The 26,691-nt window shown below is 43.9% G+C and carries 26 protein-coding genes; 10 read left to right on the top strand and 16 right to left on the bottom strand.

The window, feature by feature from the left end; all coding sequences use genetic code 11:
* The first annotated feature begins 141 nt into the window (after nucleotides 1-141).
* Entirely contained in the window at nucleotides 142-2,172 is a 2,031-nt protein-coding gene (locus IP510_RS03185) for an ABC-F family ATP-binding cassette domain-containing protein (protein ID WP_194363359.1), read from the top strand.
* A gap of 74 nt (nucleotides 2,173-2,246) precedes the next feature.
* On the opposite strand, the gene IP510_RS03190 is transcribed toward IP510_RS03185, so the two are convergent.
* Nucleotides 2,247-2,609 (bottom strand): septal ring lytic transglycosylase RlpA family protein, encoded by a 363-nt coding sequence (locus IP510_RS03190; protein WP_194363360.1) that lies wholly within the window; start codon nucleotides 2,607-2,609, stop codon nucleotides 2,247-2,249.
* Nucleotides 2,610-3,483: 874 nt separating this feature from the next.
* Here IP510_RS03190 and IP510_RS03195 point away from each other — a divergent pair.
* The 4 genes from IP510_RS03195 to IP510_RS03210 all read left to right on the top strand — a co-directional run bounded on the left by IP510_RS03195 (nucleotide 3,484) and on the right by IP510_RS03210 (nucleotide 5,834).
* Nucleotides 3,484-3,783, top strand: coding sequence for a Bor family protein (locus IP510_RS03195; protein WP_194363361.1), 300 nt, complete (start codon nucleotides 3,484-3,486; stop codon nucleotides 3,781-3,783).
* Between the two features lie 12 nt (nucleotides 3,784-3,795).
* A complete protein-coding gene (locus tag IP510_RS03200) occupies nucleotides 3,796-4,089 on the top strand; it encodes a Bor family protein (RefSeq protein WP_194363362.1) in 294 nt (97 codons plus the stop codon).
* 322 nt (nucleotides 4,090-4,411) lie between these two features.
* The gene (locus IP510_RS03205) at nucleotides 4,412-5,410 is read left to right on the top strand and encodes a DnaJ C-terminal domain-containing protein (RefSeq protein ID WP_194363363.1); all 999 of its coding nucleotides are present in this window, start codon (nucleotides 4,412-4,414) and stop codon (nucleotides 5,408-5,410) included.
* 100 nt (nucleotides 5,411-5,510) lie between these two features.
* A complete protein-coding gene (locus tag IP510_RS03210; RefSeq protein WP_194363364.1) occupies nucleotides 5,511-5,834 on the top strand; it encodes a chaperone modulator CbpM in 324 nt (107 codons plus the stop codon).
* 262 nt (nucleotides 5,835-6,096) lie between these two features.
* Here IP510_RS03210 and sstT read toward each other — a convergent pair whose 3' ends face one another.
* The 4 genes from sstT to IP510_RS03230 all read right to left on the bottom strand — a co-directional run bounded on the left by sstT (nucleotide 6,097) and on the right by IP510_RS03230 (nucleotide 10,650).
* A complete protein-coding gene (gene sstT / locus IP510_RS03215; RefSeq protein ID WP_194363365.1) occupies nucleotides 6,097-7,299 on the bottom strand; it encodes a serine/threonine transporter SstT in 1,203 nt (400 codons plus the stop codon).
* Nucleotides 7,300-7,581: 282 nt separating this feature from the next.
* Nucleotides 7,582-8,082 (bottom strand): DNA polymerase III subunit chi, encoded by a 501-nt coding sequence (locus IP510_RS03220; protein WP_194363366.1) that lies wholly within the window; start codon nucleotides 8,080-8,082, stop codon nucleotides 7,582-7,584.
* A gap of 7 nt (nucleotides 8,083-8,089) precedes the next feature.
* On the bottom strand, nucleotides 8,090-9,751 hold the full coding sequence (locus tag IP510_RS03225; protein ID WP_194363367.1) for a leucyl aminopeptidase: 1,662 nt from the start codon (nucleotides 9,749-9,751) through the stop codon (nucleotides 8,090-8,092).
* Between the two features lie 281 nt (nucleotides 9,752-10,032).
* On the bottom strand, nucleotides 10,033-10,650 hold the full coding sequence (locus IP510_RS03230) for a cysteine hydrolase family protein (RefSeq protein WP_194363368.1): 618 nt from the start codon (nucleotides 10,648-10,650) through the stop codon (nucleotides 10,033-10,035).
* A 591-nt stretch (nucleotides 10,651-11,241) separates the two neighbouring features.
* Between IP510_RS03230 and IP510_RS03235 the strand changes: the two genes are divergently transcribed.
* Both IP510_RS03235 and lptG read left to right on the top strand, forming a co-directional pair.
* Nucleotides 11,242-12,531, top strand: a complete 1,290-nt coding sequence (locus IP510_RS03235; RefSeq protein WP_194363369.1) for an LPS export ABC transporter permease LptF — start codon at nucleotides 11,242-11,244, stop codon at nucleotides 12,529-12,531.
* Nucleotides 12,531-13,739, top strand: coding sequence for an LPS export ABC transporter permease LptG (gene lptG, locus IP510_RS03240; RefSeq protein WP_194363370.1), 1,209 nt, complete (start codon nucleotides 12,531-12,533; stop codon nucleotides 13,737-13,739). Before IP510_RS03235 ends, lptG begins: the two co-directional genes overlap by 1 nt.
* Nucleotides 13,740-13,841: 102 nt before the next feature.
* On the opposite strand, the gene IP510_RS03245 is transcribed toward lptG, so the two are convergent.
* Entirely contained in the window at nucleotides 13,842-14,450 is a 609-nt protein-coding gene (locus IP510_RS03245) for a class I SAM-dependent methyltransferase (protein WP_194363371.1), read from the bottom strand.
* Between the two features lie 205 nt (nucleotides 14,451-14,655).
* On the opposite strand from IP510_RS03245, the gene IP510_RS03250 reads away from it, so the two are divergent.
* Nucleotides 14,656-15,912 carry an ImmA/IrrE family metallo-endopeptidase gene (locus IP510_RS03250; protein WP_194363372.1) on the top strand — a complete coding sequence of 419 codons (1,257 nt, stop codon included), beginning with the start codon at nucleotides 14,656-14,658 and terminating at the stop codon, nucleotides 15,910-15,912.
* 87 nt (nucleotides 15,913-15,999) lie between these two features.
* On the opposite strand, the gene IP510_RS03255 is transcribed toward IP510_RS03250, so the two are convergent.
* The 8 genes from IP510_RS03255 to recN all read right to left on the bottom strand — a co-directional run bounded on the left by IP510_RS03255 (nucleotide 16,000) and on the right by recN (nucleotide 22,741).
* Entirely contained in the window at nucleotides 16,000-16,338 is a 339-nt protein-coding gene (locus IP510_RS03255; RefSeq protein WP_194363373.1) for a DUF3817 domain-containing protein, read from the bottom strand.
* A gap of 38 nt (nucleotides 16,339-16,376) precedes the next feature.
* Nucleotides 16,377-17,315 (bottom strand): site-specific tyrosine recombinase XerD, encoded by a 939-nt coding sequence (xerD, locus tag IP510_RS03260; protein ID WP_194363374.1) that lies wholly within the window; start codon nucleotides 17,313-17,315, stop codon nucleotides 16,377-16,379.
* A gap of 24 nt (nucleotides 17,316-17,339) precedes the next feature.
* Entirely contained in the window at nucleotides 17,340-18,554 is a 1,215-nt protein-coding gene (locus tag IP510_RS03265) for a methyltransferase (RefSeq protein ID WP_194363375.1), read from the bottom strand.
* A 137-nt stretch (nucleotides 18,555-18,691) separates the two neighbouring features.
* A complete protein-coding gene (gene tusA / locus IP510_RS03270) occupies nucleotides 18,692-19,018 on the bottom strand; it encodes a sulfurtransferase TusA (RefSeq protein WP_194363731.1) in 327 nt (108 codons plus the stop codon).
* A gap of 84 nt (nucleotides 19,019-19,102) precedes the next feature.
* A complete protein-coding gene (locus IP510_RS03275) occupies nucleotides 19,103-19,621 on the bottom strand; it encodes a hypothetical protein (RefSeq protein ID WP_194363376.1) in 519 nt (172 codons plus the stop codon).
* Nucleotides 19,622-19,715: 94 nt separating this feature from the next.
* Nucleotides 19,716-20,297, bottom strand: a complete 582-nt coding sequence (ruvX, locus tag IP510_RS03280) for a Holliday junction resolvase RuvX (protein WP_227669447.1) — start codon at nucleotides 20,295-20,297, stop codon at nucleotides 19,716-19,718.
* A gap of 56 nt (nucleotides 20,298-20,353) precedes the next feature.
* Entirely contained in the window at nucleotides 20,354-20,917 is a 564-nt protein-coding gene (locus tag IP510_RS03285; protein ID WP_194363377.1) for a YqgE/AlgH family protein, read from the bottom strand.
* A gap of 144 nt (nucleotides 20,918-21,061) precedes the next feature.
* Complete coding sequence (gene recN, locus IP510_RS03290; RefSeq protein ID WP_194363378.1) at nucleotides 21,062-22,741, bottom strand: DNA repair protein RecN; 1,680 nt, start codon at nucleotides 22,739-22,741, stop codon at nucleotides 21,062-21,064.
* A 772-nt stretch (nucleotides 22,742-23,513) separates the two neighbouring features.
* Between recN and IP510_RS03295 the strand changes: the two genes are divergently transcribed.
* Entirely contained in the window at nucleotides 23,514-23,849 is a 336-nt protein-coding gene (locus tag IP510_RS03295; RefSeq protein ID WP_194363379.1) for a pyrimidine/purine nucleoside phosphorylase, read from the top strand.
* Between the two features lie 253 nt (nucleotides 23,850-24,102).
* On the top strand, nucleotides 24,103-24,873 hold the full coding sequence (gene rlmB, locus IP510_RS03300; RefSeq protein ID WP_194363380.1) for a 23S rRNA (guanosine(2251)-2'-O)-methyltransferase RlmB: 771 nt from the start codon (nucleotides 24,103-24,105) through the stop codon (nucleotides 24,871-24,873).
* On the opposite strand, the gene coaE is transcribed toward rlmB, so the two are convergent.
* Nucleotides 24,836-25,528, bottom strand: coding sequence for a dephospho-CoA kinase (coaE, locus tag IP510_RS03305; RefSeq protein WP_194363381.1), 693 nt, complete (start codon nucleotides 25,526-25,528; stop codon nucleotides 24,836-24,838). The two genes, rlmB and coaE, sit on opposite strands and share 38 nt — an antisense overlap.
* A 253-nt stretch (nucleotides 25,529-25,781) precedes the next feature.
* Complete coding sequence (locus IP510_RS03310) at nucleotides 25,782-26,684, bottom strand: prepilin peptidase (protein WP_194363733.1); 903 nt, start codon at nucleotides 26,682-26,684, stop codon at nucleotides 25,782-25,784.
* Nucleotides 26,685-26,691: the final 7 nt, after the last annotated feature.

Raw genomic sequence — 26,691 nt, forward strand, 5'->3', positions numbered from 1 at the left:
AAATAATTGCTTAGTTTTGAAATAGTTATTTAATCGTTTGCCTATAGGCCAAGCGTTTGAAATAATAGCCGCCAGATAGCATACCCCATGTGTGTTTTTTATTGCCCTATATTTATATTATTGTTGAGATGAAGAAATTATATGATCGAATTTAAAGACGTTGGTGTTCGCCGTGATGGTCGTGAATTGTTTGCAGGTGCAAGCTTCCAGCTCCATCCAGGTCACAAAGTTGGCTTGACGGGCAACAACGGCACGGGCAAATCTACCTTATTTGCTTTGTTATTGACGCAAATGGGTAAAGGCGATACTGAGGTCACGCTTGATAGAGGCGAGGTCAGTATCCCTGATAGCTGGCATGTGGCGCATATGGCACAGGAAGTGGGTGCCACAACGCAGTCTGCGGTTGATTATGTATTGAGCGGTGATGAGCAGTGGTATGAGATTAACGCCGCTCTCAATGATTTGAGTAGCGTGAGTGACGAGCAGATTGGGGTATTGCACCAGCAGTTTGACGAGATCGATGGTTATCGTACACCGACCAAAGCGGCGCAAATTATGGCAGGTCTTGGTTTTAATACTAGCCAGCACGAGCTGCCAGTAGAAGGGTTCTCTGGTGGTTGGCGCATGCGTTTGAACCTTGCCAAAACCTTGATGAGCCGTGCTGATCTGATGTTGCTCGATGAGCCTACTAACCATTTGGATTTAGACGCTATCTTGTGGCTTGAGACATGGATCAATGCCTATATGGGTCTGGTCATTGTGATTTCTCATGATCAAGCGTTTTTGGACGCGACAGTCGGTCATATCTTGCATGTAGAGCAACAAAAAATCACCCTTTATACGGGTAACTATCAGCAGTTCATTCGTACCCGTCACGAGCGTATGGCGCAGCAGCAGCAAGCGTTTGAAAAGCAAGAAGCGACTAAGGCGCATTTGGATGACTTTATTCGTCGTTTCCGTGCCAAAGCCAGTAAAGCCAAGCAAGCACAGAGCCGTATCAAGCAGCTAGAGCGTATGGCGGAGTTGTCACCGATGATGGCAGACAACCCGTTTTCATTCCAGTTCTATGAGCCAGCCAACATGAGCTCACCACTGATTGAGCTGACCAATGCAGATATCGGCTATAGTGAGACACCACTTCTACACAACGCCAATGTACAAGTGACACCTGATACACGTCTTGGTCTGCTCGGTATGAACGGCGCTGGTAAATCAACGTTGATTAAGGCATTAGTCGGTGAGCTTGGGGTATTAACAGGAAAGTATCGTGTTTCGGATACCCTGAAGTTAGGTTATTTTAACCAGCATCAAATGGATATCCTAGATGCCAAGGCAACGCCTATAGAAATGTTACGTCGTCTGGCAGGTAAAACCTCTGATGCGATGCTACGTTCGTTCTTAGGCAGTTTTGACTTTCGCGGTGAGCGTATCGATACCCCAAGTGAGTTGTTCTCTGGTGGTGAGCGTGCGCGTCTGACACTAGCATTGATTGTTTGGCAACGTCCAAATGTCCTTGTGCTCGATGAGCCAACCAACCATTTAGATTTACAAATGCGTCAAGCGTTGACCATCGCCTTGCAAGGTTTCCAAGGGGCAGTGGTACTGGTCTCGCATGATCGTGAACTGATTGCCAACGTCTGCGATGAGCTGTATCTGGTGCATGACGGTATCATCGAAGAGTTCGATGGTGATATCAGCGACTATGGCAAATGGTTGGCAGAAAAGCGCAAACAGGAAAACTCTCAGGATAAAGGCAACAATAAAAAGAAAAACAAAAAGGCCAATAAGAAGTTTGTTTCACGTGAAACAGGTGATGACAAATTTGCTGCATCAAACAATAACGAGCAATCAAAAGCATCACAACAGCCATCTGCTCAGCCTGCGCTTAGTAAAGATGCACAGCGTAAACTGGCGGCTGAACAACGCAAGTTGACAGCTCCTATTCGCCGTGAGATCGAAGAGACCGAAAAGCTATTGGCTAAGATTGATGGCCAGCTTGTGACGCTAGAAGAGAAGCTTGCTGATACAACATTGTACGAAGAGAGTCGCAAGTCTGATTTACTGGTGCTACTCAATGAGCAGACCGCGCTACAGCAGCAGCATAGTCATAACGAAGAGACGCTGTTGCTATCGATGACGACATTAGAAGAGATGGAAGCCAAGTTTGCATAAAGCTTTTAAATAATTGGTACTTAATATAACAGATATAAAAAAGGGATGGCGTAAGCCATCCCTTTTTTATTACATCATTCCTTACGATATTTCCCATCACCGTACGACAGTATTTTCATCGTGGTCGTACAAAGCTGACAGTTTATTTCACCAGCAGCGGCTTTCGATAAATCAAGGATACGGCCACCAATAAAAGGGCCTCTATCGGTGATTTTTACGACTACGCTCTGCTTTGTCTTTTGATTGGTCACTTGTACCTTTGTGCCGAACGGTAACGTGCGATGCGCAGCGGTTAAGGAGTTCATATTAAAGATACTGCCACTAGCGGTACGCTTACCGTGAAACTTACTACCGTAGTAGCTGGTATTGGCAGCGAAAACCGTGGTGCTAAGTAATAGTGATAACGCGACAACCAAAGACTTGATTAAATAAGACATTTAATACCTTTAAGCAATTAATAAAATAGACAGATACTCTTGCCTACGTTATTTATACTCCCTATGAGTATGAATAATAGGGAGATTCTACAAGCATGAGCTTGTCATATTATTACTGCTCTGTAAAAAACTCATGAGGTCAAATACCTATTTTTTAAGAGAAAAAATACACTTTGGAGAAAAATTAATGATGGTATAAGCGTCAAAATAGGTCTTATAGAGATTGATTCTTATATAGAAGCCGACAAAATATTGGAAAGCAAGGAATACAATATAGATAGGTAATATATAAAGACTAGGGCTATCGATATAGCATACTTAGTGTTATATGAGAATCCTCACAAGTCCCTAAATTTGTGTAAATAAACCTTTCTATATTCTTACTATTTCGTACAATGCGTAAGGTTAAACATTATTCTGGAATATCTATTGCATATTCTTCTCATAATTTTAATTATATTGCCTAGCAACTTGTTTTTATCCTCTTTTGAAGAAGTTTTACATTAAAAATCAGGTTTGGTTCAGTTGTTGCTAAAATAATTTCTTCTGATATAGCGAATGCTGCCTATTTTTTTAAAATTAAGACAATAGAGATGGGGCATATCATCCGACGTTTTTGCCCTAAGGTTGCCACGGCAACAATGTTAGCCATGCCATCCTGTCTGCAGGGTCATAAAATAGTAAAGACCTACTTCTTTGATTTTATCAAATGAAAGAAGTAGGTCTTATTTGCTGTGAATGAGCCTACCCTGTTTATAGATGTCAAAGTTACCAATGTAAAAGGTCACGTAAAATTAGCTTACAAATGTGTTGCATTGGAGATAGTTTGCCAGTATCATCCGCACCAAACAAATATCAGTTATTGAGACCGTATATGAATAAAATAGTTGCTGTAGCACTGCTCGCTATTCTGACTTCAGGATGTGCGACCCAAAATTATCTTGTGTCATCATTAGAAGCACCAAACGCTGCAGTAAAACCATCTGCTGAAAAAATGCAGACGTTTTTTGTAAGTGGCCTTGGTCAAGAGCAAGAAATTGATGCTGCCAAAGTCTGTCAAGGCCAACAAAATGTGGCCAGTATCCAGACAAAGGCAAATTTCATCAACGTTGTACTAGGTGTTGTCTCTAATGGTATCTATACCCCTCGTCAAATCAGTGTCTACTGCAAGTAAGGAAAGATAATAATGAAAAAACTACTAATAACTGCAGTGATGGGTTCGGTATTGTTGGCATCAGGTTGTGCTACCCAAACTGGCCTGATTCAACCAACCCAAAAGACTGTCCCAGAATATACTAAGTCACAGACTTTCTTTATTAGTGGCATTGGACAAGAGCAGACTGTCAATGCTGCTGAGGTATGTGGCGGTGCTCAGAATGTTGCCAAAGTACAAACGGTACAAGAAGCTAAAGACATCGCGCTAGGTTTGGTAACTTTTGGTATTTATACGCCTCGTACTGCTAAAGTGTTCTGCCGATAAGATTACTTATTATTGCATTGCTAATACTGCTTACTAATTAACCAGCCATTAAGTGATGTACTATTAAGCCTTTGATGAAAAAGAGCAAACAGCGACTGTTTGCTCTTTTTTTATGTCCAAATAGTCAAATCATTGCTTAAAGTAACCTAACATTTACTCAATAATCGTCAATATGAATGATGCTAGAACCAAAGTAGAGTATGCTTATATACATACAACGAGTTATTTTCATAATGGGCGGGTAGTACCTGAATGCTGATTAGGTTTGAGTGCTTTCTATTGTGTACATAATATAAGAGCTGAGATGGTAAGGAAAAATAACATGGCAGAGAAAAACTACTATGACATTTTAGGGGTCAAAAAAGACGCCTCAGACGCTGATATCAAAAAAAAATACCGTAAGCTCGTTCGTCAATATCATCCCGATGTCAGCGATCATCCGGACGCGGACAATAAGATTGCGGAGATCAATAACGCTTACGAAACCATCAGAGATAAAGACAAGCGCGCCGAATACGATGCCATGCTAAACAATCCATTTGCTGGACAAAGTAGCGCAAGCGGGTTTGGTGGACAGTCAACGACAGGTCAAGGAGGATTCCGTTGGGAGGACGTCAAGGATCAGTTTGGTGATGGTGAAGCTTACGGCGATGGTGGCTTTCGCTTCGATGATATTTTTTCAGCATTTGGTCATGGCGCACGGGGTTCAACGAATGGGCAGGCGGGTGGCCAATCACAACGTGGTGGGTTTGGTGCACAAGATACTAAAGGGCAAGACCAGCATGCCGAGATTACCGTTGATTTGTCTTCAGTCTATAACGGTGATGACTATAGTATTAAGCTAAATGTTCCAGTAAGGCAGCCAAATGGTACTGTCGATTACGATAACAAGACGCTCAAAATAAAAATCCCGAAAGGTATTACGGATGGCAAGCAAATCCGCTTAGCAGGGCAAGGTGCTGCTGGTAGCAGTAACGGCAAAAATGGTGATTTATTTTTGAAGGTTAAAATTCGCCACGATAGCAATATTCGGATAGAAGGTGCGGATGTCTATCAGACCGTCAATATCGCACCGTGGGAGGCGGCATTGGGTGAAAAAATCAATGTCAGTACACCAGCAGGTACGCTGGGTGTGAGCATTCCTAAAAATAGCAAGTCTGGTAGCAATTTACGTTTGAAGGGTAAAGGTATCCCTGCCAAGCAAGCAGGTGACTTGTACTTGACGGTAAATATTGTCAATCCAGATATCAGTAGTGATGCGGCGATACAGGCGTATGAGCAGCTAAAGCAAACCTTTGCTGACACCAGTATCAGCCGTTAAATGACAGTATGGATAACCGTTAGGTATCACTGTAGTGAGAAACAAATCGCAGAGATGAACACGATACCGATGATATAAAGAGAAAACGAGGATAATAGCTATGAAGCACTCGACTGAATTTACCGACATTATCATGAGCTTAGATGAACTGGTCTCTGCCTGTGGCCAAGAGCGCCAATGGGTCATCGAGTTAATCGAAGAAAGTATTATTGAGTATGACGTACCAGAGCATGAAAAATTTACTGGTTACCAGTTGACGACCGTGCGCCGTGCCTCGCGACTCAGTCGCGATTTTGAGGCCAGCGTGCCAGCGATTGGTTTAATTCTTGAACTGCTAGATGAGGTTGAGCAACTGCGACAACTCAAGCGTCAAATAGAGCTACAAACTCCAGCCATAGAAGTTGATATAGATAATCCAAAGTAGTTAAAAATAGTCAGATGACTAGGGCGTGTCTTCATTTTAAAAATGGTAATAAAAATGAGATAAATTGCAGTCAAACAAGGAAAATAGCGCAAACAATATCGAGATATTAGTCAGCTATTTGACGCCGTTTGGCAAGATTTAGCCGTTTTTAAACCATTTAGATGTCTATCGATTGAATTGAAGACACGCCCTAACAAGACCGCATAAAAAAGGGCCCATTAAAGGCCCTTTTTTTTATTGATAGAAAATGCTTTATTAAAAATTAACGAGAATACGTAGGATCAGCTGCTGCCGTAAATAGTACGTCAGTTGAAGAGTTCAAGGCCGTCTCAGCTGAATCTTGAATCACCCCGATGATGAAGCCAATTGCCACCACTTGCATTGCAATGTCATTTGGAATGCTAAATAAGCTAGCAGCGAGTGGAATCAATAGCAATGAACCACCAGCGACACCGGAAGCACCGCAAGCACTAACCGTAGCGACTATGCTTAACAACAGCGCTGATGCAAAGGTAACTTCAATACCCAAAGTATTAGCCGCAGCAAGCGTCAAGACGTTAATGGTGATCGCAGCACCCGCCATATTGATAGTCGCACCCAGTGGAATGGTCACTGAATAGGTGTCTTCATGTAGTCCAAGTTTGCGGGCAAGGTTCATGTTGACAGGAATATTGGCAGCTGAACTGCGCGTAAAGAACGCCGTGATTCCTGACTCGCGTAGGCAAGTGAACACGAGTGGGTACGGGTTTTTACCCGTTTTAATAAGGACGATAAGCGGATTTGCGACCAACGCGATGAACAGCATACAGCTGACCAGCACCATCAAGATACGCGCATAACCTGCCAAAGACGCAAAACCAGTCTCGGCCACGGTACTAGCGACCAGACCCAAGATACCAAATGGCGCTAACGCAATAATCCATTTGACGACCTGTGAGATCGCATCCGCAAAATCACCAACGACTGTGCGAGCGGTGTCGCTGGCTTGGCGCAAGGCAAAACCAATAATGATGGCCCATGCCAAGATGCCAATATAGTTGGCTTCAGCGATGGCATTGATCGGATTGGCCACTAGATTCATTAATAAGTTGGTCAATACTTCTTTTAAATCAGCAGGTGGCACTTGTGCGATATCGGCGTTTATCAACACCAAGTCGGTCGGGAATAAAAAGCTGGCCCCTACCGCTGTTAGCGCTGCCAAAAACGTGCCGAACATGTACATGATCAGCACCGGCTTTACATAGACCTCATTACCACTGCGATGTTGACTAATCGCTGCCATGACCAGAATAAATACTAAGATAGGCGCGACTGCTTTTAGGGCACCGACGAACAGTGTACCAAGTAAACCGATGGCAGTACCGACACTTGGTGCGAGCCAGCCAATCAACACTCCCAATACCAAACCGATAATAATGAGCGGAACCAACCCGATACGTTGGTACATCGCAATCAATGAACGCATTTGTACATCCTCGACGTCTGTCAAAAGTAAATGAATTGTTTGAATGAAAAATTATCGAAGGATGGTAGCATTTTTTGACATATCCGCATACCGCTCATAGCAGTAACTGCTGTGCGAAAAATAAGAAGATAACAGAAGAATATAGCGAGTGCGATAAAGTATGACACAAGGATGAGCTAAGGCTAGCCAATAAAAATGCCTCATCAATGAGGCATTAAAAACAGTGATATAAAGTGAGAAGTATATTTCATAGTAATAAGAACAGAAAGTGACAGGGTGGAGCTACACCTTAAAGTGGGTCAGCTCATAGCCTAATTGCTGATAAGCCTTGTATTTATCACGGCCTGCTTGGGTACTTGTGGTATCGGGTTTGATTAACTCAAGGATTCGAGAAGGTTTGGCGTTATTGGTAACTGCCATAAAGTCATTCACAGGGCGCGTCGTCGTATTGAGTACAATACCAGCAAAATCTGCTGGCATATGATTACCGAGCAATACGGGGGCTAGTGATTGATTAAAAACATGAGCATCAGCACTTTCTGTGTCGATGATTTTAGCCTCAGTACGTTTACCGTCAGTATCAGAGAGACATTGATGCGGTATAAAGCTCGTCGCCTCTTGTGCCCAAAGCGCTGTGTCTAGCGTCGTCAATAATGTCTCATCTTCGATTAAGATAAGCAAAGACTGAGTGCTTTTATTCAGCGCCGTCTGAGTCAACTGACAAACAAAGCCCAAGAAATCTTGGGCCTTACTTTCACTTAATACATAAAAGCTAATCTTCATAAAACGCTTATACTCTGTCGGCGCTGTTTTTTAGATATTGCATAAATAACGGTACAGGACGACCGGTTGCCGCTTTGTCTTTGCCTGAGTTCCAAGCCGTACCAGCGATGTCTAAATGCGCCCATGCTTGACCTTCTTCGACGAAGCGCGACAGGAAACAAGCAGCTGTCACGGCACCAGCACCTTTACCACCGATGTTTTGCATATCAGCGATGGGTGAGTCGATCTGTGCTTGGTACTCATCATCAAGCGGCATATGCCAGATGAGATCTCCTGATAGGTTGCTGGCATTTTCTAAATCGAACAAGACATCTTCATCATTACTGAAGACTGCTGAGCGCACGTGACCGAGCGCCACCACACAAGCGCCAGTCAAGGTCGCCACATCGATGATGGTTTTTGGATTGTAGCGCTGTACGTAGCACAAGGTATCAGCCAATACTAAGCGACCTTCGGCATCAGTATTCAAGATCTCAACTGATTTACCGTTCATGGCTTTGACGATATCACCTGGACGTGTAGCATCACCTGATGGCATGTTTTCAGCACAGGCTAGTGCGCCAACGACGTTGATTGGTAGACGAGCTTCACACAGGGCTTTGATCGTACCAAGTACAGAGGCTGAACCACCCATATCAAATTTCATCTCATCCATGGCCGCACCTGGCTTGATTGAGATACCACCTGAATCAAAGGTGACACCTTTACCGACTAAGACGATAGGCGCATCATCAGTGGTCGTTTGCGCGTTGTCGTCGCTGTTTTTGTCTGCTTTCTTGGCAGATTTTTTTGTTGGTAGCTTATCAGCTAGGGCTTTTAGTCCGCTTGTGACTTTTGCACTGTTGGTCGTTGTTTGCTCGGTAGTACCAGCATCTGCGCTAAATGATGATTTACCGCGATACTCCATCAGTACCAGTTTGCCTTCTTTGGTAGAGCCTTGTGCCACTGCTAAGAAGCAATGCATACCGAGCGCTGACATCTCATCTTCGCCTAGTACTTTGACGGTCAATAGGTCAGGGTAAGTTTTCGCAAGCTCTTGTGCTTGTTCTGCCATATACGCTGGGAAGCAGATATTGCCTGGCTCATTGGCCACATCACGGGTGAGGCTCTGACCGGCGAATACTGATTCGGCAAAGGCGAGTGCAGGCTGTAGCGCTTCATCAGCCAATAGATAAACATCAGTCAATACAGGCGTAGCTTGCTCAGACTTATACTTATCAAAACGATAGCTAGCGGCCAACAGATTTAGCGCAAATTGACCAAAATGATTTTCTTCTAAAGCATCGCCTAGTGCGACCGTGATAGAGGCCACGCGTTTTTGCGTACTGTTATAAATGGTATTAGCGATTTTTTGTAGTACGGTATTACTGAACTTGTCAGTGTTGCCCACACCGACCAATAACAGCTGTACAGGGTTTTGCTTAGTGGTTTTTTTGTCACCTGCCAATGCATAATCTGCAACAGTCTCACCCAGTGAGCCTTTGAAGTGTGACACTTCAATCAGCTGCTCAATACGGGCAGTATAGTCAGTCAGTGCTGATTCAGCTAAGATATTTTTCTTACTATCGATTAAAACAACCAAGCAAGCGCTGTCTTTACTGTTGGCTTCTTTTTTTAGAATTTTTTGGGTATGTGTCTTTGGCAGATGCTGAGATAATTTGATATTCATACAGTTATCCTTATTAGAGTTATGATGATTATAACGTTCGCGTATTGCTTATGATTATTAGAGTATTTGGTCTATTGAGCAATCACGATAGTGTAGCATATTGCAATATCGCTATGCAGTTAGCAAAGCTTAAGTAAAAAGGTTTGAGCTAGGTTACCGCGTCCACTCATCTAAACCTTTGATGGTGATATCAGATGCTTATTCAAGAGCATAGTTTACGTGCTCAAAGACTAAACCTGCTGTCTTAACCACTCTACTCAGCCATTTAACTATTTCACTATTTAGCTATTGACTAGCTCATCAGTAGTCATTAAAGCGGCAAATCTATCTTGTAATGCAGCCATCGCGGTATCATGCATTACCTCAGCGCTGATGGTTTCTCTTTTGGCACTAGGCAAGTCACGTGTGGCACAGGCATCATGGCATACAAAGCTATCAAAGCCTAAATCAAATGCCGCGCGGACGCTTGAGCTAACGCACATATGGCTCATAAAACCCGCAAAAATAATTTGCTGCTTTGACGCTGATGCAACCATTTCTTGCAGTTTAGTATCATGAAAGGCATTTGGGTGTTTTTTGGCAATCACTGTCTCGCCATCTTGTGGCTGTAGTTGCTCGACAATCTCGACGTTAGACGATAGAGGATCGAATACATTGCCATTTTCTGCCCCATGATGCGTAATGTGAAAAATCGGAATGTCTTGCTGACGGGCTTTATCAAGTAACAGGCGTGCATTTGAGATGGCTGTTGCACCTGCTTGTCCCAATGGCATCGCACCGTCGACGTACTCGTTTTGATAATCAATTAAAACAAGCGCAGCGTTTGACCAGTCGAGTGTGTCGAAAGCGCCACCAGCGAGTTCGAGTAAAGTAGCAGGATTGGTTGTGGTTTTATTCATTGGTATTATTCTCCGTTGATGATTTATTCTGTTATTTGCTTATTCCGTCAAGTCGTGTTTATCGTTAAGCCGTAGGCTCTGTTATATAACATACAGAACCGAGCTTCATTTGCTTTAGCAGCACTTAGTCTAGCAACTTATCTTAGAGAGTGACGCTTGATGATACGAATGACAAACAAAGCTTTCTAAAATAAATAAAGCAAGAATCTAATGAAATAAACGGCGATAATCTAATGTTACTTGAGAATATGCTGCCCTTTCATCCAATATTTGATATATTCTTCGCTCGCTGACAATAATGCGCTGTCAGCAAGGAGTACGTAATGTTTTCAAACACATTTCACCGTCATTTTTGAGCAAAACATGCTAGCATTGACGGTTATGTCTGTCGTTTGTGCTTATGAGGTCTGATCAGTTAATTATTTGACGAGGTTTGTCTTTATACAGCTACTCGACTGAACCAATATCATACCTATGATGCGTTATCATTTTGCCCAAATTTCGTGATCAACGTATCAAAAGCTGTGCGCCTACCAACGTCTCACGCATACCCACTGTTTAAGAGTACCCATTGTGATATTACGCCGCTATATGACCCAACAAGTTGCTTCAACCACTGCCTTAGTACTGGGGTTTTTGGTGGTGATGATGCTGGGTGGTCGTTTGATACGTTATTTTGGCATTGCCGCTGAAGGGCGTTTGGATGTCAGTTTGCTCTTTACGATTATCGGGTACAACCTGCCGTACTTTCTAGAGTTGATACTGCCTTTGGCCTTTTTTATCGCGCTGATGTTGGTGTTCGGTCGCTTGTATGTCGATCAAGAAATGGCCGTTATCAATGCCAGTGGCGTCTCGCGTGGTAAGCTTGCACGGTTGATGACACCGTTGATATTGGCATTATTTGCGGGCGAGGCCGCACTGTCTGTCGTGGGCAAACCTTGGGGCGTACGCTCGTCTGAGGCCGTCTGGCAGCAGCAAGCCTTAACCAGTGCGTTTGATTTGATTCGTCCCAATGAGTTTATCAGTAGCGGCAATTATCATTTGTATGTAGGCAGTCTTAGCGATGATAAGAAAAAACTACAAGATGTGATATTGATCCAGTCTGAACCTGAAAAAAAGGGCAGTGCTGCGACAAATACTAGCTCTGCTGATAATTCATTAGACCAAGACACCGCTGAGCAAATGGGCATCTCGGATCTGCCAAAAGCCATCATAAACAGTGGTGCAAAAAACATCAGCAAGGATACGATTACGCTTGCCAAGCGTGCTGAGCAAGTCGACACGGGCAATACGGGCGTGACCCAGCTGGATCTATTTCAAGGTCGCCGTTACGAAGTCGGTGCAGGCAGCTTGAAATACAACCAAGTTACCTTCGATCGTTATCGCATCACGTTGACGGAATCCTCCAAAGAAGTCATCACCGAAGACAATATCGAAACCCAAAAAATTGGACCTCTATGGCAAGTGGCAACGAGCGGCTCACAAGCTAGCACGAATAGTGCATTGCGTGCTGCCCAAGGTGAGCTGGGCTATCGTCTGGCACTACCGTGGCTGATGATTATCGCGCCTATGTTGGCAGTGCCGCTCGCACAAGTACGCCCTCGCCAAGGTCGCTGGCTGCGCCTGTTCCCCTCTATTTTATTGTTTGTCAGTTGTGCACTGGGTATCATCTCGCTGAAAAATGCCGTGAGTAAAGACAGTGTCAGCGTATGGGCATATGCATGGCTGATTTTAGGATTTATGGTATTGGCACTCTATATGAATTGGGGTAGCCGTGTGCAGCATCGACTTCGTTTTCGCAAACAAGAAAACAGGCTCGACAATGCCTTAAGCAATGGCACAGACAATCAAAACAGTGGCTCACAAGGAGGGCAGCTCTAATGCGCTCTTTATTTGCTAAATCTGTAAACTCTGATCAGCTGGCAAAAAAGGCTGGTAGCCTAAAAGTGCTCAGTCGTTACGTTAAGCTCAATGCTCTGCTCGCTATCATCGGTGCCGTCGTTGGATTGTGGGCGCTACAGCTGGTTTTTTCTTACTTATCAGAGCTCGATTCTTTAGACGACAACTACACCATGGGTGAGGCGCTCAAATATATCTTTTACCGCTCACCGTACTTTTTAGAGCAGTTTATTCCAACGGGTGCATTACTTGGTGCCGTTATTGGGTTGGGACTACTCGCCAATAAAAGTGAGCTGGTGGTGATGCGCGCGGCTGGAGTCAGTATTTATCGCATCGTCGGCTGGGTATTGCAGCCCGCTTTGATTTTTGTGTTATTGGCACTGGCTATCAATCAGTTTGTATTACCGTATTCAAACCAGTTGGCAAAGCAGATCAATGAGGAAGACAATATCTCGCTCGTCACCTCTGTACGCGGCTATTGGACGATACAGCCAAGATTTGAGAGTGCAAAAGATGGTAGCGCCACCCCTGATGGTAGCGATATTTTGTATATCGATTATGCGGATGTCAAAGGCAACATCGGTGAGGTCAAACGTTGGCATTTGGACAACGATGGCAATTTGCAAACGGCTGTCCATGCTGAAGGTGGGAAATATACGGGCCGTGCTCCTATCGATAGCGATAGTGAAAAGCCAAGCGAGCAGTATCGCTATGAGTGGCAACTGAATGATATGGTCAAGCTCTCTATCAATCAAGGCTTTGAAAGCAGTCAAGCTGTAGCACCATCAGATACCATAAGCTTGCCGTTCGCCCCAGAGTCAGTATATTTACTCACGCGTAAGGCAGAGGATTTATCATTGACGCAGCTGTATGAACATCGTACGTTTATGCGCCAACAGGGCAATCGCTCGTTAGAACACGAAGTCGCATTTTGGCAAAAACTGCTATCGCCTTTGTCGATATTATCATTGGTAATCGTTGCTTGCTCGTTTGTCTTTGGCTCACTACGGACGCATAGCTTAGGATTACGCATCGTCGTTGCCTTGCTGTTTGGATTGCTATTCAGCTATATTCAGGATTTGGTCGGCTTCGTATCACTAGCGACAGGTTTTTCGCCCATGCTGATGGTGCTATTACCGATTATCGGCAGCGCGCTACTCGGTGGATACTTAATCAAACGGCAAATGTAAAATAACAGCTAGTCATACAAGATAAAAAGCACGCTAAAATTAATTTAGCGTGCTTTTTTATGTCAGTTTAAATGACTGAAATTTAATCAGATAAAGTTAAGATTAGTCTTTGGTCGCCATAGTAATGGTATAGGTTTTACCTTGTTTGACTTTGTCGCTATTGCCAAACACTTCGGTAAATGAGCGCTTCACAAATTGACGCAGACCGTTGATTGTGACGACATAAAAACGGCCACCTTTACGCATGCGCGCATAAGCATCAAGGAAGTATAAGTAGTGCTGCTCTTTGCCTACTTTGGCTGGCAAGTTCGACATCACAAGGCTAAAGTCTTTATCCTTTGCCACATGATTGAAGCCGTTTGATAAATGTACATCGACATTGTTTAGACCGTTTTTCTCACAGTTACGACGCGCATATTCTACTGCCATAAAGTCTTTATCGATCAATGTATGCAGACCGTTCGGACATTCACGTGCTGCTGTCATACCAAGTACGCCGTAACCACAACCCAAGTCGATCGAGTCATCGTCCGCTTCAAAGTCAATATAATCAAGCAGCATCAAACTACCATCATCAAGCTTCTGCGGTGAAAAAATACCCCACGTGGTCGCAAAATCAAACGGTTTGCCAAGTACCTCTTGGCGAAAGTTAATGTCTTCGCGCCAGTGTTGGGCGTTTTTTAGTAGGTCAGCAGGTGGTCTATGGCTCATGGGATTCTCGGATAATAGGTAGGTAAAAGGTAGTGCGCAGCCCAGTTAGGCAGCGTGCATATCATGACGCACTTTAATAAGGGTATTGTAGCGAGAAAAGGGTAGGTTTGCAGCATCCTATTGATTCGATAGACCAAAAACCTAGGCTATATACTGATTTTGTAGTGTAAGATTGGTTAATAACGATATAGCCTGCGAGATCATTATGAATACGACGGAAAAGGGCGATAAGTTTGAGGATAAAGTGCTGACACTTCTTATGAAAGAAATAGAAGATTTCAATACGTTTATAAATCCTAAAAATCATATAAAGGTTTTCAAGAAGAAAAAATACTACTCAAGATTTCGGAAAGGTGACATAGAGTTCGATATTGCTATTGAGGTATATCAGGATAAAGAAATCCTAAACTACTCATTTCTTATACTGATTGAGTGTAAAGATTACAAGGGACCAGTTGGTATTGACCAACTTAATAAGTTTTTACAAGATGTAAGGGACTTGAGTGAAGATAATTTTAGCTATAGCTTGAAGCCTATAATGGCAATCAGTTCTACCTTAGCAAAGTCAGCGTTTAATGTAGCTTTGGAAAGAGGTGTAGGATTAATTAAAATAAACGAAAGTGATGGACTTAAATGGGTATTAAATAGAAGTTTTGAAAAGTATGGTATTAACCAAGCTTTAAGTTCAGAAAGTATATTTGTAGAAGGTGACCAACCTAACTATTATAATTCTAGCTGGTTTTTTAATTCTCATGATGAATGGTTTAGTAGTGCTAAGGACTACATAAGATACATCACTGGAAATAAAAGTGTAGGCCTTAAATCTCAAGTAAAATATTTTGCCAAAGATTCTTTAGAAGATATTGCTAGAGGCATTCTTACAAACGTAAAATATTCAGACGGTGCTGTTTCGTTACCTGATTTACTATCTCATAAGTCATTAAGTAGCGTAAAGCTATATAAAGAGGTTATTCCATCTCCACATGAACAAAATCTACTTGGGAGCGTTGACTTCAAAAGTAAAGAAATTTTTATGTATAAAAAAGAAATTGAAGATGAGAAAAGAGATAGATTTACTCTTGCACATGAAATTTCACATATCCTACTAGGACACGGTCAGTATCTTAATAAGGACTCACTGGAAGAGAATGATTTATCTGATCTAGAAATTTTAGATAATTCTATGATCGCAAAACTTGAGTTTCAAGCGAACTATTTAGCAAGTTGTTTACTAGTTCCTAAAGACCAATTAGCAAAAATATTTTCAAAAATATATTCTGAATCAGGATTAGTACGAAGAGGTGAGTTTTGGATCTATTTAGATAACCAACCTGAAAATAAAATGATAGCTAATAATATTGTGAGTAAACTAGCTCGTTATTTTAATGTTTCAAAAAGTGTTATCAAAATTAGATTAATAGGTTTCGGTCTACTTCATGATGAAAGCAAAGAAGTCACCTAACCTCTCGCATGATGCTCTCCATACAACTTCTACAATCTCGCTACCACCATATGGGTATAGGTTTACGTGACCGACATCACTCTAATATCACTTTCCTAACTGCTTCTTAAGTAAATAATCAAATATAAATGGCCCAAATGGCAAGAATGAGCCGAGCACACCTGCAGGTAGCGCCCAAAGCGGCATTTTTATTTTGCTCGCCGTAATAATCAGTACCATGATATAAGCCATGAATAGTATCCCATGCACTGGGCCGATATAGCTCACTGCTTCAGGCATGCCCAGCATATATTTTAGTGGCATAGCGATCCCCAGCAGCAATAAAAAAGAAGTGCCTTCTAAATATCCCATGATGGTCAGTTTTTTTAGGGCAAAAATTTGCTTTTCGGTTAGGGTAGGCAGAGTAGATGGTTGAGCTTGCAACACAGTTTAGTCCTCTAACGATCATCAATAAAAATTAAATCCTAACCTCGCGGATGATGCTCGGCATGCAATTTCTGCAATCTGGCAGTCGCCACGTGGGTATAGATTTGCGTGGTGGACAAATCACTGTGCCCTAGCAGTAACTGCACGCTACGTAAGTCTGCACCATGATTCAGCAGATGGGTGGCAAAGGCGTGGCGCAGCGTATGCGGTGACAGCTCTTTGTCGATACTCGCAACTTTGGCATATTTCTTTAATAAATACCAAAAGTTCTGCCGTGTCATGTAGCCACCTTGCGCTGTCAAAAATACCGCTTGGCAATTTCCTGATTTCAAATGCGCGATCAAATCACCACGAGCATGCGTTAGATAGTCCTCTAGCGCATCGTTTGCATACTCGCCGAGTGGCATCAGTCGGGTTTTATTACCTTTACCTGTGATTTGTAGCCAGCCAGCGTTTAGATTCACTTGCTCTAATGAGAGATTAATCAACTCGCTCACACGCAACCCGCAGGCATATAGCACCTCTAACATGGCTTTATCACGTAGTCCGAGAGCAGTGCTAGTATCGGGCGAGGCAAGTAGATTATCGACATCTGCCTCGGCTAAGTCTTTTGGTAATGGACGTCCCAGCTTTGGGCTTTTGATACGCTCGCAAGGATTGTCTTCACGCAGGTTACTCGCAATCATCCACAGATAAAACTGACGCAAGCTTGAGAGCATGCGTGCTTGGGTACGTGGGGTTTTGCCTTCTTGAGTTAGGGTTGATAAGCAGTGCAGCACGTCATCAGGCTGCCAGCGTGTCAGGGCAATAGGATTGGTCAGTTCGCATGAGCGCAAATCGCGGACATAAGCATTACGAGTACGTGTCGCTAGACCACGTGCCAGCATGGCTTGACGAAACTCAGTCACATAACTGGGTTCGTCATCTACTGCCAACGCCTTAGGTTGGCGCTGTTGCACGGCACGATCACGGCTCATAATTCAATACTCGGTGGTTGCATGTTAGATAAGCGTTAAACACCATAACGAGGTAACTTCAGCACTGCGCGCGACATGCAAAGGGTCCGTATCATCTTGACTGCGACCGTGCTTAGGCTGGGTATCTAGACGATATTTTACCGCCAATCCAGCATCGGCAAACAAGCTTAATAACTCATCACGGGTGCGCAGTTGCAGGTGCTCAGCTAAGTCCGACATGATCAACCAAAGCTCTCCGTGCTCAGCTAAGTGTTGTTTGGCACCTTGCAAAACCCCACGCAGCATCGCGCTCTTGGCATCATAGACGGCGTACTCAAGAGAAGAGCTTGGCTTAGCAGGCAACCAAGGCGGATTACAGACAATCAGATTGGCGAGCGGTGCATCAGTCGGATACAAATCGGCTTGCTGCAATTGTACGGCAGGTAACTCTAACCGTGTAAAGTTCTCGTTGGCACAGGCCAAAGCACGTGGATTCAAATCCGTTGCTATCACTTGCGGAACACCGCGCTGCGCTAAGATAATAGCCAGTAATCCCGTTCCGGTACCGATGTCATAGGCGACATCATGAATCGCTGGTAGCGGTGCATCGAGCAACAGCTGCACATACTCATGACGGGTTGGTGCAAAGACGCCATAATGTGGGAAAATTGATAATCCCAAGCTGTCTATTGGGACGCCTTTTTCGCGCCATCCTGCTGCACCAAGTGCGCCTTGCAAGTCACGAAATGATAGCATGCAAGACTCATCCACCGCCTTATCTAACGGGCCAAAAGCGGCTGTACAGGCTGCACTGACATCGGGCGCGCGGCGTAGTTGGCTGACGTAACTGGCATCAAGCTCGAGTAGCAAACGGCTTAATATGCGTGAGCGCTGAGCTTGCAGTTGACGCTGTTGATGAAAGAGGTTGGGTATTTCTTTAGAGCTAACTGAATCAGATTCTGATGTAGGTTTCGCAGCTTTATTAGCCGCTTTTTTTGCTTTACGCAGCTCAGAGCGCTCATTGGTACGATCTATGCGGCGACCGAGCGCTTGTAGCAACTGGCGGGCGTTGTGAAAATCACCGCGCCATAGCAGTGAGCTGCCTTCGCATGCCAAGCGATAAGCGTCATCAGCAGTCGTTGTATCGTCGACCAACACAATGCGCGCAGGTGGCATATGATTGCTTTCAGACAACCAAAGAGCATTACGTAGCGTTTCGTTTTCTTGCCATTGTACATACTGCTTTTCTGTTTGTAACACGTAATAGCCTACCTTTTGTGAAAGATACTTTGCTTAAAGTGCAAAGATATATTTATATTGTTTATTGCGCTGTCAATGTCGAGCTGTGATCAATGCTTTGCTGTAACTAATGCTTTACTGCCGTCACGCGAGTATATTTAGGCACTTTTTTTCTTAACCAAATAGCGATAAAGCGTCACACTCATGGGTGCAGTATCATCACTATCAACCTTGATTTCATCAGGGTCAGTATCTAGGCTCACGTTTTCAGCCAGCGTTTCTTGACCCAGTAGCTCATGACCCAGATGACGACAGAAATTAGGAATATCGCGTGTGGTGGCGGGATCAGTCGCCAAGATCTCAATCACCTCACCACCATCTGCGCTACGTATCACTCGGTGCAGCATCATAATGGGCTCAGGGCAGATCAGCCCTTGGGTATCTAAGTGGTGATTGATAGCAGTGTCTAGCATAGAAGTGGTCATAGTCATGATAATAACGCTAAATGGATGGATTTGAGAGCGAGTGATTGTTTCAATCGCTTAAGAGCGAGTGATTGTTTCAATCGCTTAAGAGCGCGTATGTTCTGGATCATCTACAATGGCTGTCTCTGACGCTTCGTCAATATCATGTTCATCAGCGACTTCTAAAAAATCAAAAAATCGCTTAAAACTGACTTTAAATAAAAACGCCACACCCAGCCAGCAAGACAATCCAAGCCATACGGTATCAGCAAATAATAGCCCGCCGATCAGTATGATGGTTGATACACCGATACTCATGGCAATCATCGAGGGCTGGTTTAAGCGATAACGATAAACCACCAGCGCATCATAAATGGTGATCGGAATCGTGAGGGTAATCAGTGCATAGGGTAGGTTATAAAATAATTGATAAAGTAGCTGATTGTCATGAAAAGCTTTGACACTAGCAATCGTACCAAAAACGATGAATGCAATAATGGCGGCATAAATGAGATAAATCGCTATTTGGTTTGCCCGCTGTGCACCTTTGATACGAGCGATGGCAAGCGGTGCAAAACCACGTTGTGATTTATTCTGCGTTGATTGGTCTGAGACAGTGGTCATAGTGTTCAGTCATTTATCCGTTAAAAGGTGCGATATATCAGAAAGTAGCGGCGCCATTGAAAATGATGCTATTGAGCATAGAGCGGTTGCGTGATTAATCGGCTTTGATGGCATCGATAGCGATACTGCTATTTGGATCAGCGAAATATGTCGACAGTAGAATACAGGCTGAGATGTCATCAATCGGGTCGCGCTCGTGCTGAATCCAACCATTATCCCATGCTATCTCACGAGCCGCGACTGAGGTCAAACGTTCATCACAGAGACTCACGACCACTGGCAAATGCTGTTCCATAATTCTATGGGCCAAGCGACGAGCAAATTTGTGCGCGCGCTTAGACAACATCGAGCTACTGCCATCCATATTGAGGGGTAGTCCGATGACCACCTTTGCCACACCCCAAACCTTTATGATGCCAAGTAAATTGTCCCAGTCAGGCTGACCATTATTCATCACGAGAATATCAAACGCACGTGCCGTTTCGGTAATACTATTACCCAGTGCCATGCCCATCTTTTTGACACCATAATCTAATGACAGTATCAGATGCGGCTTAATGGGCGCTTCAGCACTGTTAGTATCCGTCTCTATTGTATCGGCGCTGTCTATTACGTTGTTCTCGATTGTAGTGTGCTCGGTTATAGCGCTGTCAGTTATAAGGGTGCGGTCTAACATAGTAACGGAAGTTTCCTATTCTGGTTTTTTATGTCTGTATTCAGGAGTATGTGGTATTAAGCGTGACCAATATCGCTACTTAAATAGTCAAAATTGATGCCGATTTTATCAGCGGCTATTTGCCAGCGCTCTTCAAATGGCGTACCAAACAATAAGTTCAGATCCGCAGGACAGACGAGCCAATCGCCGTTACTCAGTTCTTGATCCAACTGTTTTTTACCCCAACTGGCATGACCCAAACACAGCTGATAATGACCCACCCCTTGACCCGCGGCGATACGCTTTAGGATATCTTGACTGGTCGTGATGCAGACATTCTCTGAGATAGCAAAAGATGACGCCCACTCTGGCTGACCAGTATGCAGCACAAAGCCAACCTCAGGATACATAGGGCCGCCTTCTAATGCCAAATCTTCCATCACCTGTGGATCAGTGACCTCAATATCTAAATCTTCTAGCAGCTTACCCACATGTGATTGTTCTAGTGGACGATTGATGACCAGGCCGAGTGCACCATGCTTATCATGACGGCAGATATAGATTAGCGCCTGCTCAAACCTTGGGTCTGACAGCTCTGGTGCTGCGATCAAAAAATGATGAGTCAAATTGGCTTTAGACATAGAAAAAAATGCAACCTAATAAGAAGGGTGGAGCACCACTATATGGTGATGACAACTATAAAAGCAAGATTGAAGCCAATAGCGACACTTATTACTCATTATAAGGATTTAGGCATGAATCGTACCTTTGTTAAAAGGCTTTGGCTATTTTACATCGGATAGCAAGCTACGAGCATGATCACGAGTGACCTCTGTGATAATCACACCGCCTGACATACGCGCCAGCTCATCGACCTGTGCTCTATCGGTCAATATTAACAGCTCACTTTCAGTCTGCTCCTGATGGTGCTTTTGTACCAAGATATGCTGATGCGCTTGCGCCGCTACTTGTGCTTGATGCGTAATGGCCAATAATTGCTGCGTATTTCCAAGCTCGCGGAGCAGTTCACCAACCACCTGTGCAGTACCGCCACTGATACCTACATCGACTTCATCAAACACCAGCATAGGTTTGGCAGCGTTATTGTCCGCATTGGTCGCTTGTAATACCTGCATCACGAGCGCCATTCGTGACAGCTCACCACCAGAGGCAATTTTGTGTAGCGGCTGCATCGGCATACCGACGTTAGCGCTAAACAACAAGTCAATATCAAAGCAGCCTTGTGCATTATAGAGGCTCGGTTCGGCCTTTTTGGTAAAGACAAACTCACAGCGGGCATTTGGTAGTGCCAGTGGTTGCAGTTGCTTAGTCAGCTGTTTAGTCACGGTGGGCGCAGCTGTCGCACGTTCTTTATTGAGCTTCGTTGCTAGCGTTAAGTACGCTTGCCAAGCCTGCTCAATTTGTGCTGCCATCGCATCGCTACTTGGCTCGTTTTCTAATTGCTCTAATTGGGTTTCCCAGCCTTTTGCTTCATCGATTAAATCACTCGCTGGCAAGCCATGCTTACGTGATAAACGATGACCCAAGCTGATCAGACTGTCTAATGTCTGCAAGCGTTCAGGATCAGGTAGCTGCTGCTCAGCATAGTCAGATAGCAGCCCTGTCACTTCAGTGATTTGCTGCTGCGCTAAATGTAGCTGCTCAGACGCTTGCTCAAAGGTTTGGCTGACACTCATTTGGTTGTCACAGAGCTTGATAGCTTGCCCTAGTAGGGTCATGACATCTGGCTCATCTGTATCATTATCGAGCAGATGTAAGCCATGGCTGGCCTCCTGCATCAGTGCTTCTATATTAGACAACTCTTCATGCTCTGCTTCGACCTCTGCATAATCGACAGCTAGTAATGGGGCAATGTCTGCTAGTTGGCTTTGTAAAAGTTGGATACGATCTTGACGCTGGGCTTCACGACTGGCGATATCATCAGCACGGCGTTTGAGCTGCTGATAGGTTTGATAGCTACTGGCTGTTTGTAAGGCTAGAGGTGTGATTTGCGCCATCTCGTCCAACCATTTCACCACAAATTGCGGTTTAAGCAATGCTTGCTGAGCATGTTGGCTATGAATATTGACCAGTAGTGTGCCCAAACTTTTTAGCTCAGCCAAACTCACTGGCACACCATTTAACCATGCCTTTGAGCGGCCGTTATTACTTAGCTGACGGCGAATTAATACTTCCGGCTCTTCTAGTGCTCTATCGTTTTTAGCAAACCACTCAGCGATGACGCTGTTGTTTTCTACATCAAACTGCGCATAAATATCTGCATGCGCGGCGCCATGTCGTACCATTGCACTGTCTGCACGCTCACCGACACACAAGGATAGTGCATCAAGTAATAATGACTTGCCAGCACCTGTTTCACCCGTGATGACATTGAAGCCTTCAGCCACGCTCAGCTCATGCTGAGCAATCAATGCAAACTGGTGTAAAGTTAATGATACGAGCATCAATGCCTCTCATGACAGACAATGGACTTCGCATAATTATTGGGAAGCCATATGTAAAATAGAATAGATAAAAGGATGGAATTATTTAATTAATCGCCTGAAATCAACGAATGCGCATGCAGACCTTAGGCAAATAGTATGGTGTTAAATGCGTTTAAATACAAATATTAAGCACCGAAATAGTGTGAATTATTGTCAAAATATACTCACAAAACCTGCGAAAATTCATCAGCATCTACTGTCATAACGTTTGCAATAAGGGCGCGTAGCGATGACTTATCCTGTCAAAACACTATCGATGTACTGATAAAGTTTACGGAGAGTGCTCGCTAAAATATATCTGCTATAGTAACAAGGACTTGGTCCACAAAAGATAAATAAGTCGAGGTAGGCGTGCAATGAAATAGCATTTTCCTAGTCGCTTTAACAAACTTTATAGATATAATGTGGTAGCATAATCTCACATAATGATAAACTCTTAGGGTTAGAATTATGAATTTCACTACATGAACATAAGTCATAGTTTTGTAAAATTATAGGCGTATAGTCATAAAGATATATGGCTCAGCGTGTTAGCGGCTTTGATAAAAGTTTCTATTATCTCTGACATACAGCTATTGGCCGTGTAGGGATTGAGCCAAGAAAGCAATATAATATCCAAATGATACAGTATCTAGAGCCGTATAGTTCTTCTGTGTTCTACACTCTAGCAACACCTCAATCAGTTACTTATTTTTTAGTTTTACCATAATTATTTGATAAGGAAGCCACTATGACAGCGGCGCAATTTACTAATGTAACCGTTAATGCCCAAGCGACAGTATCTTATGATGGTCGCTGCTCAAGCCATACTATTATGTTTGAGGACGGCCGCCATAAGACCCTTGGCATCATCTTGCCTTGTGATAATTTGGTCGAGCATTACCACTTTAGCACCAATACCTCTGAGCGTATCGAAATCACTGGTGGTGAGTGCGAAGTAAAAATAAATGGTGATGATGACTTCAGTTATTACCGTGCAGGTCAGTCATTTGTCGTCGAAGGCAATAGTGGCTTTAACCTACGTACTGAAGAGATCGTGCAATATGTGTGTCATCTAGAAGGCTAGTAGGCTTGACGCATACTGCTAATAACAGGGCTAGTCAGAGTCATCGACACATTGTTCAATACAGTGTTGGCTAAACGATGTTGATTAAGTATATAAAAAATGAACAATATCTGAACGGTATTGTTTATTTCTGTTTTTAATATCTAGTTTATCGTTATCTCATCGGTAATGGGTAACCATCCTCAGCGCCGATGACACTCTCTTTTATCTCATCGTCTCGTACGATACTCACTTTATATTCAATAGGCCTACTATGGCAAAACCCATTTATTTTTATGGCATTCATGCAATCGATGCCTTACTCGAATACCGTCCTCTTGATGGACTTAGTCTTTTTGTACAGCAGGGTCGCGAGACGGACAGTCATGTACAAGCGATCATGTCAACAGCAAGCGATAACGGTATCAGCATACAACCTACCCAAAAAGACAAGCTGACACAGTTGTGTGGTAGCCCGCAGCATCAAGGCGTAGTGCTTAACGCGCGTCCGTTGGGTTTTGCTGATGAAGGTCTGCTTGATACGCTCGCTGGGCGTGACCAGTGTCTTTTATTGGTATTAGATCAAATTACAGATGCACATAACTTTGGTGCTTGCTTGCGTACGGCTGTGGCAATGGGTGTGGATGCCGTGGTTTGTCCTAAACATCATGCCGCAAGCCTAACGCCAACTGTTGCTAAAGTATCCGTTGGTGCTGCTGAGATGATGCCGATTATTAGCGTCACCAATTTGGCACGTACACTGTCAAAGATTAAAAACGCAGGGGTTTTTGTGTTTGGTACAGCGCTCAATGCAGATGCCAAACCCATTCATGCAGCAGATTTGACAGGCAAAACAGCCATCATCATGGGTTCAGAAGGAGAGGGCATGCGCCGCCTGACAATGGAGAGCTGTGATGAGCTGGTCTATATTCCAATGTCAGGAAACGAGCATGGTAATCTACAAAGTTTAAATGTCAGTGTGGCAACCGGTATGGCGCTATATGAGGTCAATCGGCAGCGTACTTTAGCTGCTGGGCCAGTTTAAGGTATTCTTGATGTAAGGGCTGCAGCTGTAAGTATAAAGCAGCAAGGTCACTCTCATTCAAGATCACATCATCGGCCTGACGGTTGCGCTCTTCGCGGCTTAACTGGTTGGTCATAATGGCTTTGATTTTCTGTACGCTTTGATGATCACGCTGACTGGCACGGGCAAGCTGCGTGTCTTCAGTGGCATCCATCACCAAGATGCGTTGACACAAATTGGCAAGTCCAGCTTCTGCGCCCTCAAGCAGCAGGGGGGCTGACAATATTAGATACGGTGAGGTACTGGATGCCAGCTGTGCTTTCGCGGTCTCACGTATCGCTGGGTGAGTGATGGCTTCAAGCTCGATCAACGCTTCAGCATTCGCAAACACGTGCGTGCGGACAGCGGCTCTATCCATTGAACCATCAGCGTCTAATACCCAGTCACCAAATTTCTTTTGAATTTTGCGTAACGTATCGCTGCCTTTGGCTACGATCTCATGAGCAATCACATCAGCGTCAATAATATCAACGCCTTGCTCTGCGAACCATGCACTGGCTGCCGACTTTCCGCTACCGATTCCACCTGTCAAACCAACAACCAAATGGTTACCTTTTTTCGATAAGCCTGTTGGTTGATGTGGATGAGATGCAGGTAATGTTGTATTGTTTGGCATAGTGATGACTTATTTAGTAGACTTAATAATGATGGTACAGCCAATCCTCTATAAATTAGATACGGTTTCAGTCTCGTTTAGTCTACTACTTGTAGTACTTTCACTCGACTTCCTTATATCTACATTATATTGAACCGATTATAGTTACATACTCAATCTGTGGAGTTTTGGCTTTAATTCATAAGTATTGACAGCTGAAGACACACCCTAACATAGCATAACTTGTCCGAAGAGCTGAATGAACTTAAAAAGGTCAATAGCTATACATACCAAGGTACCAGCTGACGATGTCTGAACCATATAGCAGTGCAACGATACCTGCAATAGCGATATAGGGGCCGAAGGCAAAAGGTTTGCTCTCGCCTTGTTTTTTCATCAGTATCAATCCAACGATCGAGCCGAGCAAAGATGACAGCAGAATAATCAGTGGCAGCATTATAGGCCCGAGCCACGTACCCAGTACGGCTAAGAGCTTAAAGTCGCCTTGTCCCATGCCATGTTTCTTGGTGATTAAATAAAATATTTTGACCACTATCCAGAGCGACAAAAATCCAAATAATAATCCCCATATGGATTGTGTTGGCGAGACAAACCAGCCTTGCGAGTTCACGGCCAATCCTAAGCCCGCTAAAGGGAAGGTTAGGCGATCGGGTAATAACTGGGTATCAAAATCAATACCCGTTAACGCAACCAATGTCCATACCAGTACCAGTGCAGATAAGCCTACTACGCCAACACCGAATTGATAAATCACCAACACTGATAGCAAAGCAGTGATAAGCTCAACAATGGGGTAGCGTATACCAATGGGTGCTTTGCAGTCTGAGCACCGCCCACGCAGAACTAACCAGCTTATTAAAGGTATGTTTTCATACCATTTGATTTTATGAGCGCAATGCGGACAGCGTGAGGCTGGTCGGCTTAGCGTAATAGGCTGGTCAGTAGCGACAATAGTGGCTAATGGCTGCGTATGTTCGCGCGGCATGTCTGCTTGTTCAAACATAAACTGGCTGCATTCGTGTCGCCAGCTATGCACCATCATCAGTGGCATACGATGAATAACGACGTTTAAAAAGCTGCCAACACAAAGCCCCAATAGACCGAATACGAAGAGAGCCAGCGTCATATTTTCTTGTAATAATTGTATTAATTGCATCAAATCA

Origin of the sequence: Psychrobacter sp. NG254, assembly GCF_015277735.1 — a bacterium.
GTDB lineage: Bacteria > Pseudomonadota > Gammaproteobacteria > Pseudomonadales > Moraxellaceae > Psychrobacter.

Bases quoted from the DNA above. Each gene is read 5' to 3' on its own strand.
- IP510_RS03185 (WP_194363359.1), top strand. From the start codon at position 142: ATGATCGAATTTAAAGACGTTGGTGTTCGCCGTGATGGTCGTGAATTG.
- IP510_RS03190 (WP_194363360.1), bottom strand. From the start codon at position 2,609: ATGTCTTATTTAATCAAGTCTTTGGTTGTCGCGTTATCACTATTACTT.
- IP510_RS03195 (WP_194363361.1), top strand. From the start codon at position 3,484: ATGAATAAAATAGTTGCTGTAGCACTGCTCGCTATTCTGACTTCAGGA.
- IP510_RS03200 (WP_194363362.1), top strand. From the start codon at position 3,796: ATGAAAAAACTACTAATAACTGCAGTGATGGGTTCGGTATTGTTGGCA.
- IP510_RS03205 (WP_194363363.1), top strand. From the start codon at position 4,412: ATGGCAGAGAAAAACTACTATGACATTTTAGGGGTCAAAAAAGACGCC.
- IP510_RS03210 (WP_194363364.1), top strand. From the start codon at position 5,511: ATGAAGCACTCGACTGAATTTACCGACATTATCATGAGCTTAGATGAA.
- sstT (WP_194363365.1), bottom strand. From the start codon at position 7,299: ATGCGTTCATTGATTGCGATGTACCAACGTATCGGGTTGGTTCCGCTC.
- IP510_RS03220 (WP_194363366.1), bottom strand. From the start codon at position 8,082: ATGAAGATTAGCTTTTATGTATTAAGTGAAAGTAAGGCCCAAGATTTC.
- IP510_RS03225 (WP_194363367.1), bottom strand. From the start codon at position 9,751: ATGAATATCAAATTATCTCAGCATCTGCCAAAGACACATACCCAAAAA.
- IP510_RS03230 (WP_194363368.1), bottom strand. From the start codon at position 10,650: ATGAATAAAACCACAACCAATCCTGCTACTTTACTCGAACTCGCTGGT.
- IP510_RS03235 (WP_194363369.1), top strand. From the start codon at position 11,242: ATGACCCAACAAGTTGCTTCAACCACTGCCTTAGTACTGGGGTTTTTG.
- lptG (WP_194363370.1), top strand. From the start codon at position 12,531: ATGCGCTCTTTATTTGCTAAATCTGTAAACTCTGATCAGCTGGCAAAA.
- IP510_RS03245 (WP_194363371.1), bottom strand. From the start codon at position 14,450: ATGAGCCATAGACCACCTGCTGACCTACTAAAAAACGCCCAACACTGG.
- IP510_RS03250 (WP_194363372.1), top strand. From the start codon at position 14,656: ATGAATACGACGGAAAAGGGCGATAAGTTTGAGGATAAAGTGCTGACA.
- xerD (WP_194363374.1), bottom strand. From the start codon at position 17,315: ATGAGCCGTGATCGTGCCGTGCAACAGCGCCAACCTAAGGCGTTGGCA.
- tusA (WP_194363731.1), bottom strand. From the start codon at position 19,018: ATGACCACTTCTATGCTAGACACTGCTATCAATCACCACTTAGATACC.
- IP510_RS03275 (WP_194363376.1), bottom strand. From the start codon at position 19,621: ATGACCACTGTCTCAGACCAATCAACGCAGAATAAATCACAACGTGGT.
- ruvX (WP_227669447.1), bottom strand. From the start codon at position 20,297: ATGTTAGACCGCACCCTTATAACTGACAGCGCTATAACCGAGCACACT.
- IP510_RS03285 (WP_194363377.1), bottom strand. From the start codon at position 20,917: ATGTCTAAAGCCAATTTGACTCATCATTTTTTGATCGCAGCACCAGAG.
- recN (WP_194363378.1), bottom strand. From the start codon at position 22,741: ATGCTCGTATCATTAACTTTACACCAGTTTGCATTGATTGCTCAGCAT.
- IP510_RS03295 (WP_194363379.1), top strand. From the start codon at position 23,514: ATGACAGCGGCGCAATTTACTAATGTAACCGTTAATGCCCAAGCGACA.
- rlmB (WP_194363380.1), top strand. From the start codon at position 24,103: ATGGCAAAACCCATTTATTTTTATGGCATTCATGCAATCGATGCCTTA.
- coaE (WP_194363381.1), bottom strand. From the start codon at position 25,528: ATGCCAAACAATACAACATTACCTGCATCTCATCCACATCAACCAACA.
- IP510_RS03310 (WP_194363733.1), bottom strand. From the start codon at position 26,684: ATGCAATTAATACAATTATTACAAGAAAATATGACGCTGGCTCTCTTC.